This window comes from Paenibacillus terrisolis (assembly GCF_056171975.1).
In genome coordinates this window covers 81429-93163 of the sequence record NZ_JBKFGG010000012.1, presented here as the reverse complement: position 1 = coordinate 93163, position 11735 = coordinate 81429, and the positions used below count along the sequence as shown (strand labels likewise).

The window sequence follows — 11735 nt, the reverse complement described above, 5'->3', positions numbered from 1 at the left end:
AAAAGTTCTCTCTACCAGTTCGACGGCAGGCAAAAGAGTTCCTTCCCTTTCGATTAATTTCTTGCCATGGGATGATCCAATTCGACATGACCCATCAAGGTATCCACCTGCTGGCCATCGACTAGCAGTTCAATAGAGTTCACTTCGGAAAATTGAAATAACGTATTCTTCAAGGCCTCGACGGCCAGCGCTTCTCCGCCCGCTCCAAGCCGGGCCTCATCCGGCAAAGTAATATCCACCGTTAACGTTCCGTCCTGCAGCTTGGCGCTTTTGAAGGTTTCTTTCTCCCACAAAGGGAAAAGATCCGAATTGCCGCTGGCTTGCAACGTTTTTAAAGCTTCCAGGTATTTGTCCTCATCGGATTCAAAGGAAATCTCCTGCGAAACTTTGGTCAGCTCCATCATTTGATCATCCGTGTAATATGTGTCGATCGTCTGCTTCTTCAGTTGTTCATCGTCCGTGCCGGACGGCCCATTGCCCGCGTCTGCCGCACCCTCGGAGTTCCCCGTGTTCTGCGGAGCCGAATCGGCGGTATTATTGCCGCCTCCGTTTCCCGTAACGGCGTTTCCCGTGCCGGTATCGGGAGAGACCTGCGGTTTTTGACCACATGCGCTTAAGACAAGCAAAAGGACCAACATTCCGGAAATCCAAAGCTTTTTATTCATGATGTTTCCTCCTTATCCGGCGCTTAGTTCAAACCGAGATATTCCTTGATTCCTTTTACTACGCCGTTCGCCACATTGTTTTGGAATGCTTCCGTATACATTTTGGCCTCATCGCTCTTGTTGCTGAGGTACCCGCACTCCAGCAAAACGGCCGGCATAGTCGTTTCTCTTGTTACATGCAAGCTTTCGGACCGAACCTTACGATCCGAGAGTCCCGAGGACTGTACAAGATATTTATGCATGACCTGAGCCAGCTTAAGGCTTTCAGACCGGGTATAATACGTCTCCACTCCGCTGGCCGTAGCCGAGCCGGCGTTCCCGTGAATCGAAATAAAAATATCCGCGTGGGCATCCTCCGCAATTTTCACTCTGTCCTGGAGGGTCGGATATGTATCGCCGGTGCGCGTCATCACAACCTCGATATTCGGATCATTTTTAAGCAGCTGCTGAACCTTCAAAGTAACGGCCAGAGTAAAGTCCTTTTCCTTTTTCTTCGTAACGCTCAAGGCCCCTGGATCGCTGCCGCCGTGACCGGCATCGATGACGACCACTTTTTTCCCGTTTGAGCCAGGTGTATCGCCCGTTGCCGGGAGATCCGCACTTAAATTAACGATGATAAGACCGTCATTGTCGTTCGTCAATTGGTAATTGACCGCATGAGTCAAATCGACGACGACCCGAACCGTTGAAGGATTATTGTTGAACAGAGAGTATCTGACTTTTGTAACATCAGGGTATTCGTTCACATCAACATCAATGGAACCGTTTTGGTTGTTGTCCAGCTGCTGTGTGCTTCCGAACGTATCCGAGAATCGCGTGTTCGGCAAATCGACGACGACCCGGTCCGGTCCGCTCATTTTGAATACGTTAGGTGCAACGGCAGCATCCACCGCGATCATTAGTTTATTGTCACTGAAGCTGATTCCGCCAATCGAAGCCAAATTCTGCCCAGAATCGGGAATTGCCGGTGAATCCGGCTGCTCCGGATTTCCGCCTGAACCGGCATTTCCGCCGCTCCCGCCGCCACTTCCTGAATCGGGAGTATTGAGATAAGCCGCTTTCGCGTTGTTGTCCCAGCTCACTGTCAGACCCATTCGTTCCCCGACGAACCGCATTGGAACGAGAACTGTATCCGTTGCCAATTTCGGGGCAACCGGCATGCTGAACTGTTGTCCATTCACTGTCGCCGTTGCTTTACTAACCGTTAGTACCAGAGTAGTGCCGGATTGCTGTATGGTTACCGTGCCCGTCTTACTCTCCCAGTTGACGTTGAAACCCAGCTCCTCCGAGACGACACGAATTGGAATCATTACACTTCCATTCACGACTTGCACTTGCCCGTTTGTAGGTAAATCCAGCGCTTTACCGTCCAGGTAAACACTGGTTCCTGCCGCTGCAGCATGTCCCGTTTGCGAAAAAACGAATAAAAACGCGAACATGAACAACACGGCCATAAAACTTCTTTTTTTCATCCGTCACCCCTACCATCCTAGTTTTTTTGCCTCATGATGACCGATGGTTTTGCCTGTTATTTCGACATCACCAGACGACATATTAGACGCCCAAAAGCCCAGAAAGTTGCGAAATTATACCATTTTTTCTGTTCTGTATAAGGATTGGACACAAAAAGGCTCCAGGATTTCTCCTGGAGCCTTGCGTACAAAAATGCTAGATTTACCGGGTTATCGGATGATCCAAATCGGCATGGCCCATCAGACTATCAACCTTTTCTCCGTTAACCGTCAGCTCGATTTGCTTCACCTCGTCGAACTGAAAAAAGGTTCGCTTCAGCGCTTCGATTGCAAGGGATTCTCCCCCGGCGCCAAGCCGCGCTTCATCAGGCAGCTTGATATCGATATCTACCTCGCCATCCGAAAAAGAAATGGAGTTCAATACAACTTTTTCCCATAGCGCGAACATGCCGTCACCGGCGCTTTGCAGCGTCTTGAAGGCTTCGATGTATTTCGACTGATCATCGCTCACCGTAATTTCACGGGACTCGGACTTCAGTTCCATCATATCGCTATCCGTAAAATAAGCCTGAACGGTCAGCTTGGATGAATCCGGAGTCTGCGATTCATCATTGGACGCCGTTTGCTCCTGATTGCCTTTTCCGCTATTCCCCGCATTGGAATTCTGATTATTTTGCTCCGAATCGTTACCAGGTCCCTGTGCGCCCAACGTCTCTTCGGCGGTGCCCCCGTTATTCGCCGGAGCCGCCCCGGGCTTTTGTCCGCAACCGGCAGCCAGTGTCAGAAGAGCAATCAGCAATAAACCCAATATTATCTTTCTCATACCGCTTCCCCCCATCAACGTTCTCGGTTATAACTTCAGCCATTTACTGGCCCAAATATTCCTTAATGCCGGCAACGATCCCTTCGGCGACCCGTTGTTGAAATGCATCGGTGTACATGGCGGCTTCGTCGTTTTTGCTGCTGAGGTATCCTACCTCAAGGAGAACCGCAGGCATCTTGGTTTCCCTGGTAACATGCAGGCTGCTGTATCGCACCTTGCGATCCGCAAATCCCGTTGCAGCAACCAGATGCTTATGCATCACGTTAGCCAAAGGAATGCTTTCATCCCTCGTATAATAGGTTTCCGAGCCGCTGGGGCTTGTTGGATTGGATTTCGTAGGAGTGAAGCTGTTTCCGTGTACCGAAACGAAGAGATCCGCATTCAGATCGTTGGCTACCTTCACCCGATCTTCGAGCGACATGGTAACATCTGTCGTACGGGTCAGCACTACCTGAATTCCTGTCTCCTGTTTCAGCAGATTCTCTACTTTCAAAGCGACGGCCAGCGTAAAATCCTTCTCCTGCTTCTGAGTAATGCTGATCGCTCCCGGCTGGGAACCGCCATGGCCGGCATCGAGGACAACGATCCGCTGTCCGTTCCCCGGCAAAGTGTTAGGGAGACCCGGATCCGTCGCCGATAGGTCAACGACCAGAAGACCGTCTCCGTCATTCGTCACCTTATATTGGACCGTCCGGTTCAAATCAACAACAATTCGGACAGTAAAGGGGGTTTTGCTGAATAAGGAATAGCGGACTTGCGAGACGTCGGGATATTCGGTTACGGCGATCTGCCCGTTGTTGGAAGCGTCAAGCGCATAGGTATCCCCAAATTGTTCCGAAAAGTCGGTATTAGGAAGATCCACAATGAGGCGGTTTGGGTTGCTCAACGTAAAAATATTGGGATTTACACCCCCGGATACCGCTACCATCAAACGGTTTTCGCTAAAACCTATCCCGTTTACATAGGTTGTCGCAGCGGTAGTCTCGCCTCCGGCAGGCGCATTCACCGGATATGTATCCAATTGATCCTGCTCACCCGCCGGAACGGAGCTTCCGATCTCCGGGGCGCTGGTTGCCGGACTGCTTCCCCCGGATACGGCTCCGCTGCCCGATTGTCCGGCCGGACTATATAAATAAGCCGCTTTGGAGCTATTGTCCCAGCTCACTCTAAGGCCCATTTGCTCGCTCACAAAACGCAGCGGAACGAGGGTTGTACTGCCTTGCAAAAGCGGCGCTTTCGGAATCTCAAACTCCTTTTTGTCCACGATCGCCACTTTTTGATCAATCATTAATTGCAGGACGGTATTCTCCTGCTTGATCGTAATCAGGCCGCTGCGCTGCTCCCAATTCACGGAATATCCGAGACCTTCGGCCACAATCCGGAGTGGCACCATTACGCTCCCCTGAATGACTCCCGCCTGTGAATCGGGCTTTTGCTGAAGCTCTTGGCCATCCAGATAAATGTGGGTCCCACCCGACGCGGCATGACTTAAACCCGGAAGAAAAAACAAGCAAGACAATACAAACATGAAAAAGCCCAATTTCTTCATCATAGAATCCCTACCCATCTCGTAGTTTTACAGGATGACCGTTACCATGCGAAAGACTTCGCAATTCCTTGCAGCTTCTGACAATATCAACGTCTACCGCGCGCGAAAGGTTGCTAATTAATTCCATAATATCAGAAAAATCCGCCTTCTGATAGACTCATATTTTCATAGTAAGACAAGGTAAGACATCATCTCGCGACAAAAAAATCCCGGCTCTTGACGGAGCCGGGATTTTTAGCGATTTTTCTCGGAATTTACGCAAACTTTTTCTGTTCGTAGGCTGCAATCAAGTCCTCATGCTGGAGCGTAAGGCCGATGTCGTCAAGTCCCTGCAGGAGGAACTGGCGGCGGTGTTCGTCAAGATCAAACGCGATGTGAAGATCGTAAGCATCGGTAATCGTCTTGCTCTCCAGATCCACCGTCAGTTGATAACCTTCGTGAGCCGCCGTACGCTGGAACAGTTCTTCAACCTGCTCTTCGGCGAGCTTGATCGGCAGAATACCGTTTTTGAAGCAGTTGTTGTAAAAAATATCGGCGAACGACGGCGCGATCACGCAGCGGAAGCCGTAATCGAGGATAGCCCAAGGCGCATGCTCCCGCGAGGAACCGCAGCCGAAGTTAACGCGCGAGATCAGGACCGAAGCCCCTTGGTAGCGCGGTTTGTTCAGCTCGAAGTCCGGATTGACATTGCCTTCGGTGTCGAAACGCCATTCAAAGAACAAAAACTGTCCGAAACCGGTGCGTTCGATTCTTTTAAGAAACTGCTTGGGTATGATAGCATCGGTATCTACATTGACGCGGTCCACAGGACCAACGGTGCCCGTTAACTTATTAAATGCTTCCATGAATTGTTCTCCCCTCTTCGCCTAGGTTAGCTGACAACTTCGCGTTTGACCTGCCAATCGCGGACATCGACGAAACGGCCTTTGATCGCCGCTGCCGCCGCCATCGCCGGAGAAACCAGATGCGTTCTGCCCCCGCGGCCCTGACGTCCTTCGAAGTTCCGGTTGGAGGTGGAGGCGCAGCGTTGTCCCGGCTGGAGAACGTCGGGATTCATGGCCAGGCACATGCTGCAGCCCGCTTCGCGCCACTCAAAGCCCGCTTCCGTGAATATTTTGTCCAAACCTTCTTGCTCGGCCTGAATTTTAACCCGGCCGGAACCCGGCACCACAATTGCCGTTACTTTATCCGACACTTTGTATCCTTTGGCAATTTCGGCGGCAGCGCGCAGGTCCTCGATCCGGCCGTTCGTGCAGGAGCCGATGAACACGTAATCGACGGCAATGTCGGTCATCGGCGTTCCCGGCTTCAATCCCATATACTCAAGCGCCTTCTCGGCGGCTTTTCGTTCATTGTCGCTCACAAAATCGGCCGGATTCGGCACTTTGGCGTCAATGCTCGTGCCCATGCCGGGACTCGTGCCCCAAGTCACCTGCGGGATCAGCGAATCGACATCGAACACAACGACGCGGTCGTACTCCGCTCCTTCATCGGTCGTCAGCTGTTTCCATTCCGCTACCGCCCGCTCGAAGGCTTCGCCTTGCGGCGCATGCTGACGTCCGCGCAAATAGTTGAACGTCGTGTCGTCCGGCGCGATCAACCCGGCTCTGGCGCCGCCTTCAATCGACATGTTGCAGACGGTCATCCGCTCTTCCATCGTCAGTTCGCGGATCGCTTCACCCGTATACTCGATAACGTAACCGGTGGCGAAATCCGTGCCATATTGGGCGATGACGCCAAGGATCAAGTCCTTTGCCGTTACGCCCGGTTTCCGTTTGCCGACGAAGCGGACTTCCAGCGTCTTCGCCTTGGCCTGCTGAAGGCATTGCGTCGCCAGCACATGCTCCACTTCGCTCGTGCCGATCCCAAAGGCCAGCGCTCCGAATGCGCCGTGTGTCGACGTATGGCTGTCCCCGCAGACGATCGTTTTGCCGGGATGCGTAAGGCCGAGCTCCGGCCCCATGACGTGTACGACGCCTTGATCGATCGTATCCAGATCGTACAAGGTGACGCCGAAATCGCGGCAGTTCTGCGACAGCGTGTCGATCTGCTGCTTGGAGATCGGATCGGCAATGTTAAAACGGTCTTTGGTCGGAACGTTGTGATCCATCGTCGCAAAGGTCAATTCCGGACGGCGCACTTTGCGCCCGCTAAGCCGAAGGCCTTCGAAAGCCTGCGGCGACGTTACTTCGTGCACCAGATGCAAGTCGATATACAAAATGCTGGGTTTGCCCGTTTCCTGATAAATGACGTGATTATCCCAAATTTTCTCGTACATAGTTTTTTTGCTGCTCATTGAATTCACCCCACACAAGGTATCAATACGTGAATTCAATATAACATTTCGGCTCTCATTGATCCAAGATATAATAACTATAATTGTTATAGGTTCAAACTATAAGACCTGCCATATCATTTAACCAAACCATCTGGATCGGGTTTCTGGTTACGGCTTTATTTCTGGCAAGGATCGTATATCGGCTATACGACGCGTTCACCGCTCAAGCGGGAGAAACGGGAACAGGAACATACATGGCAAATGCTTCACCCGTCTTTGGCGGTGCCCAAAACCCCTGGTTATCCGGGTTTACCTTGATTATGTTCACTTATTACGCCCTTTACTACCTTATCTTGCTGAATGAATAAACAAGCCGGACCTCGCCGGCAAAAGTCAGATAACCACAAAAGCTGCCCCTGCATAAACCCGAAATCCGGTTTAAAGCAGCGGCAGCTTTTGCTGTGCGTTATATTTTGTTATGGAGCCTAAAACGAATCCACACCCATGACATGATCCTGCGGCACCGGCCCGATGATCCGGCTGTCTTTGCTGTTATTGCGGTTATCCCCCATCACGAACACATTCCCATCAGGAACCTTCCAGGTCTGATCCGGCTCCACGCTCATCTGCTCCTTGATGTAAGGCTCCTGCAGTTCGGTTCCGTTGCGGTACAGATGGCCTTCCTTCACTTCAATAGTGTCCCCGGGAAGTCCGATGACCCTTTTCACGTAATAGAAATCCTCCTGTTTCTCACCGGAAATCAAGGCGATGAGCGGGTGTTCTTTCACGTCGTCCCAAAAAGAACGGCTCCGGTCGACACGGCTGTCGATAATCACGATATCTCCGTATTTCGGCAGCTTATCGAGCACATGTACGAATTTCCAGGCAAATATCCGCTGATTGTTGTTTAAAGTCGGCTCCATCGAATGTCCGTCCACTTTATAAGGCTGAATAACAAAAATACCGATGAACAAGGCAAGAACGAAACCGGCCACTATGGAAATGCCCCAGCCCCGTACTTCTTTCCAAATTTTTTTCATGAAAACTAACCTCCGGGAATTAATTCACAAAACATATATTTTTCATTATAGCCCGGCTGGACCGCACCTGACAAACTTCTTCCATACCACAAACGAAGGCCGGTTTCAATACCTCCGCGCCAGTGCGGAGAACGGGGAATTTCACCTCTCTCCTATATTCATGTATACTCTCTATAGGTAAAACTTATAAGCTGAGAATGGATGATCTCTTCTTCAATGAAAGGAACGTGGAAACATGGAACTTCGCCAACTTCAATATACGCTTCAAATCGCGGAGGAAAAAAACTTCTCCCGGGCCGCCGACAAACTGCATATCGCCCAGCCCTCGCTAAGCCAGCAATTGTCAAAGCTCGAACAGGAGCTTGGAGTCAAGCTTTTTCAGCGCAATACCAGCAGCGTGGAGCTGACTTACGCCGGCGACAGCTTCATTCAGCATGCGCGCAAAATCATGGACGCCGTCGAGCAGCTGCGCCAGGAAATGGACGATATTTCCCAGCTGCGCGCCGGACGCGTCGTTGTAGGCAGCATGCCGATCACCGGCTCCCACCTGCTGCCTTACGTCCTGCCCGCGTTCAAGGAAGCTTATCCTGACATCCAGATCACGCTGCGTGAGGACACCTCGCTGAATCTGGAGAAGCTTACCGCGGGCGGCGGAACCGACCTTAGCCTGCTGTCTCTGCCGCTTCAGGAACCGACGCTCACCTATGTCCCAATCGGCGAAGAGATCATCGATTTGGCGGTGCCGCCAACCCACCGCTTGGCCTCGGCGACTCCGCTGCAGCGCGGGATTTCCGTCGAAGAGCTGAAGGATGAGCCGTTTATCGTGCTCAAAAAAGGCCAGGGCTTCCGCAAGCTGACGATGGATCTATGCCACGGCGCAGGTTTTGAGCCCAATGTCGTTTTCGAGAGCAACAACATCGAAACCGTGCAGTCGCTCGTGGCCGCCGGCATGGGCATTACGTTTGTCCCTCGGTTTATCGCACGCGCCAAGCGAAGCGAGCTGATCCCGGTCTATGTGCCGCTCGCCGATCCCGTACCAAGCCGGACGCTGGTCATCGCCTACCGCAAGGGTCGTTATTTGTCCAAAGCGGCGGAAGCATTTATCGAAACCTTCAAAACCACGATGGAACAACGAAACGGCGAACCGGAGGATTTATAAATCATACAGCTGCGGTCGGCGATCGGCGAAAACGGGGATTCTGCCGCGGACCTCGCCAACGAGCGGGAGATCGATCCGGCCGGTGACGATTTCTTCTCCTTCGCCGCCTTCCGCTACGATCTCTCCCCAAGGATCGATAATCAGCGAATGGCCGCAAAACGAAGTGTCCCCGCTCACTCCCGTCCGGTTGCATGCGATAACGTACATTTGATTTTCGATGGCCCGCGCCATTAGCAGTGTCCGCCAGTGATGCAGACGCGGATGCGGCCACTCGGCCGCAACGAACAGGATCTTCGCGCCTTTCAGCGACAAAGTGCGGGTGAGCTCGGGAAATCGTATATCATAGCAAATGGAAGCCGCCGCTTGGATACCGTCCAGCTCAAAAATAACCGGCCGCTCTCCCGCGGCAAGATATTTCTCTTCCTCCATCAGGCGAAACAGATGTATTTTGGAGTAGGCGCTTACCTCTTCTCCCCGCCGGCCGAATATCCGCATCGTATTATAAATCCGTTCATCCCGTCTTTCGGCGATGGAGCCGGCCACTACGTGAATGTTATGGCGCTTCGCAAAAGCCGCAATCCAGTTCCGGGCACCTTTTCCCTCCGGGTCGGCAAGCCGATGAATCTCTGTCAGAGCGTAACCCGTATTCCACAGCTCAGGCAGCACCAGGCAATCGGGCTTCCCGTCGGCAGACGCCGCCTTTTCCATGGCGCGCTCGATCCTCTCGCGATTGCGCTCCGGATCGCCAAACGCGATATCGCTTTGAATCAGAGCAATATTCCAGCTTGTAATCTTTTTCGTCCCGTCCATTCGGCCCTCCGCCCCTTCCGCAAGGCTATTTTTATCCCATATTATACGTTTTATCTGAAAACGAACAATGTTTTCGTTGCCATTTCGGTTTTTGTTTCTTATTCGAATTCATATTATGCCTCCGGCGCTTTTAATAAACTGACTGCCGACATAGCTTTTGATGCATTGTTATTCATGAAAAGGGTCTTTTTTCGCGTTCGAATCCAGGTTTTCTTTTGCAAAGGCTCGACACGCATGGTATTCTAACATTAATTCATCTTGAACAGCATGAAAGAAACATTGGTAAACGCAAAGACGGGACCAGTACGAAAGACCGCGGCGCCCAGAGAGTAAATTCCTTAGGCTGCGAGAATTTACATGTTCGCCCTTTCCGAAGCCCTATCCCCGAGCGGCCGGAGCAAAATTCGGACAGCGCCCCTGTTAACGGGCATTCGAGTCGGATGATAACATCATCAAAAAAGGTGGTACCGCGGAAGTCACACTTTCGTCCTTTGCATGCAAAGGCGGAAGTTTTTTTGTTTTTCCACGGTTATTTCCCTTTTCATCAATTAGAGGAGTGATCTCCATGCAAGGCCGTATCGTCGTTAAAATCGGGAGCAGTTCGCTGACTTCGTCGGAAGGAGGACTAAACCGGAAAGCCGTCAATTATTTCGCGGCCGAGCTGGCCGGGCTCTGCCAAGCCGGCTATCAGCCCCTGCTGGTTACTTCGGGCGCCGTGGCGGCAGGCTTCCGCGAAATCGGCTATTTTGAAAGGCCGAAGCTGCTGCACGAAAAGCAAGCGGCGGCCGCCGTCGGGCAGGCCCTGCTGATGCAGGCGTACCGCGAAGAGCTGGCCGCTCACGGCGTGATCGCCGCGCAGGTGCTGCTGACAAGATCCGATTTTCAGAACCGCAAACGGACGGGGAACGCCAGCATGGCCCTCGAAGAGCTGCTGAAGCGGAATGTGCTGCCGATTATTAACGAGAACGACACCGTTTCGCTCGACGAGCTGAAATTCGGGGACAATGACACGTTGTCCGCGCTGGTCGCCAATCTGATCAAAGCCGATCATCTGATCATACTAACGGATATGGATGGACTCTACACCGATGATCCGCGCCGGGATCCAAAAGCGGTCCGGATCGACCGGGTCGGGGAAATCACCGACGAGATCTGCGCGATCGCCGGCGGCGCCGGTTCCTCGGTCGGGACGGGCGGCATGCGTTCCAAGATCGATGCGGCCAAAATCGCCTCGCTTGGCGGTGTTCCGGTGTTCGTCGGCAAGGCGGATCAATCCGGCGAACTCGTGAAGGCGCTCAGGGGAGACGGACAAGGAACCTACTTCGAGCCGCACGGAACGGGGTTGTCCCAGAAAAAGCAATGGCTCGGCTTCTTCTCTACCCCGCTTGGCTCGCTGACCGTCGACGCCGGAGCCGAAGAGGCGCTGATTCGCGGCGGACGAAGCCTTCTGCCCGTTGGCGTCAAGGCCTCGGGCGGCCATTTTCATACGGGAGATGTCGTAGAAGTGCTGAACCAAGACGGTGAAGTACTGGGCCGCGGGATTGTCAATTACGACGCCGACCAAATGACGGAGATCAAAGGTCTGCCGAGCGCCGAGGTCGTAAAAAAAATGGAAACCGTTCACCGGCTCGAAGTCATTCACCGCGATGAGTGGATTTCGCTAAAGTCGTGATGTCCCGCCATACAAATTGAGCTAAAGATTGAACACGTATAACGGCAGCCGTGTTAATATTCTTTCGATGTTAGAAATCAGGGCTTGACGACGGATCGACGAGGAAGCGGCGGCTTTTCTCGCCTAACGAACTGTAGCGCTCTTATTTGCCTCCAAAGTCAGCGATTCATGTTCTGACGGACCCAGGAATCTTTATTTGTCCTGCCGGAATTCGCCAAAATAACGGCATTTCGGTTCGTTAGAAGATTAACGTTCGCTCGTTCGCTA

At 52.4% G+C, this 11735-nt stretch carries 11 protein-coding genes; 3 read left to right on the top strand and 8 right to left on the bottom strand.

All coding sequences use genetic code 11. From position 1 onward, the window contains the following. Window positions 1-53: 53 nt before the first annotated feature. The 6 genes from ACI48K_RS12630 to leuC all read right to left on the bottom strand — a co-directional run bounded on the left by ACI48K_RS12630 (window position 54) and on the right by leuC (window position 6805). The gene (locus ACI48K_RS12630) at window positions 54-665 is read right to left on the bottom strand and encodes a GerMN domain-containing protein (protein WP_475027947.1); all 612 of its coding nucleotides are present in this window, start codon (window positions 663-665) and stop codon (window positions 54-56) included. A gap of 23 nt (window positions 666-688) precedes the next feature. Continuing rightward, entirely contained in the window at window positions 689-2137 is a 1449-nt protein-coding gene (locus ACI48K_RS12625; protein WP_475027946.1) for an N-acetylmuramoyl-L-alanine amidase, read from the bottom strand. A 202-nt stretch (window positions 2138-2339) separates the two neighbouring features. Beyond that, entirely contained in the window at window positions 2340-2960 is a 621-nt protein-coding gene (locus ACI48K_RS12620; RefSeq protein ID WP_475027945.1) for a GerMN domain-containing protein, read from the bottom strand. Window positions 2961-3003: 43 nt separating this feature from the next. Beyond that, entirely contained in the window at window positions 3004-4512 is a 1509-nt protein-coding gene (locus tag ACI48K_RS12615) for an N-acetylmuramoyl-L-alanine amidase (protein ID WP_475027944.1), read from the bottom strand. Window positions 4513-4763: 251 nt separating this feature from the next. After that, window positions 4764-5354, bottom strand: coding sequence for a 3-isopropylmalate dehydratase small subunit (leuD, locus tag ACI48K_RS12610; protein ID WP_475027943.1), 591 nt, complete (start codon window positions 5352-5354; stop codon window positions 4764-4766). A gap of 26 nt (window positions 5355-5380) precedes the next feature. Continuing rightward, window positions 5381-6805 (bottom strand): 3-isopropylmalate dehydratase large subunit, encoded by a 1425-nt coding sequence (leuC, locus tag ACI48K_RS12605; RefSeq protein WP_475027942.1) that lies wholly within the window; start codon window positions 6803-6805, stop codon window positions 5381-5383. A gap of 101 nt (window positions 6806-6906) precedes the next feature. On the opposite strand from leuC, the gene ACI48K_RS12600 reads away from it, so the two are divergent. After that, window positions 6907-7155, top strand: a complete 249-nt coding sequence (locus ACI48K_RS12600; RefSeq protein WP_475028104.1) for a CcdC protein domain-containing protein — start codon at window positions 6907-6909, stop codon at window positions 7153-7155. Window positions 7156-7272: 117 nt separating this feature from the next. On the opposite strand, the gene lepB is transcribed toward ACI48K_RS12600, so the two are convergent. Next, a complete protein-coding gene (gene lepB, locus ACI48K_RS12595) occupies window positions 7273-7827 on the bottom strand; it encodes a signal peptidase I (protein WP_475027941.1) in 555 nt (184 codons plus the stop codon). A gap of 235 nt (window positions 7828-8062) precedes the next feature. On the opposite strand from lepB, the gene ACI48K_RS12590 reads away from it, so the two are divergent. Then, window positions 8063-8986, top strand: a complete 924-nt coding sequence (locus tag ACI48K_RS12590; RefSeq protein WP_475027940.1) for a LysR family transcriptional regulator — start codon at window positions 8063-8065, stop codon at window positions 8984-8986. On the opposite strand, the gene ACI48K_RS12585 is transcribed toward ACI48K_RS12590, so the two are convergent. Next, window positions 8981-9796, bottom strand: coding sequence for a carbon-nitrogen family hydrolase (locus tag ACI48K_RS12585; protein ID WP_475027939.1), 816 nt, complete (start codon window positions 9794-9796; stop codon window positions 8981-8983). The genes ACI48K_RS12590 and ACI48K_RS12585 overlap by 6 nt on opposite strands. Before the next feature lie 565 nt (window positions 9797-10361). Here ACI48K_RS12585 and proB point away from each other — a divergent pair. Beyond that, complete coding sequence (proB, locus tag ACI48K_RS12580) at window positions 10362-11468, top strand: glutamate 5-kinase (RefSeq protein ID WP_475027938.1); 1107 nt, start codon at window positions 10362-10364, stop codon at window positions 11466-11468. Window positions 11469-11735: the final 267 nt, after the last annotated feature.

Coding starts and splice junctions, on each gene's coding strand:
- ACI48K_RS12630 (WP_475027947.1), bottom strand. CDS start 665: ATGAATAAAAAGCTTTGGATTTCCGGAATGTTGGTCCTTTTGCTTGTC.
- ACI48K_RS12625 (WP_475027946.1), bottom strand. CDS start 2,137: ATGAAAAAAAGAAGTTTTATGGCCGTGTTGTTCATGTTCGCGTTTTTA.
- ACI48K_RS12620 (WP_475027945.1), bottom strand. CDS start 2,960: ATGAGAAAGATAATATTGGGTTTATTGCTGATTGCTCTTCTGACACTG.
- ACI48K_RS12615 (WP_475027944.1), bottom strand. CDS start 4,512: ATGATGAAGAAATTGGGCTTTTTCATGTTTGTATTGTCTTGCTTGTTT.
- leuD (WP_475027943.1), bottom strand. CDS start 5,354: ATGGAAGCATTTAATAAGTTAACGGGCACCGTTGGTCCTGTGGACCGC.
- leuC (WP_475027942.1), bottom strand. CDS start 6,805: ATGAGCAGCAAAAAAACTATGTACGAGAAAATTTGGGATAATCACGTC.
- lepB (WP_475027941.1), bottom strand. CDS start 7,827: ATGAAAAAAATTTGGAAAGAAGTACGGGGCTGGGGCATTTCCATAGTG.
- ACI48K_RS12590 (WP_475027940.1), top strand. CDS start 8,063: ATGGAACTTCGCCAACTTCAATATACGCTTCAAATCGCGGAGGAAAAA.
- ACI48K_RS12585 (WP_475027939.1), bottom strand. CDS start 9,796: ATGGACGGGACGAAAAAGATTACAAGCTGGAATATTGCTCTGATTCAA.
- proB (WP_475027938.1), top strand. CDS start 10,362: ATGCAAGGCCGTATCGTCGTTAAAATCGGGAGCAGTTCGCTGACTTCG.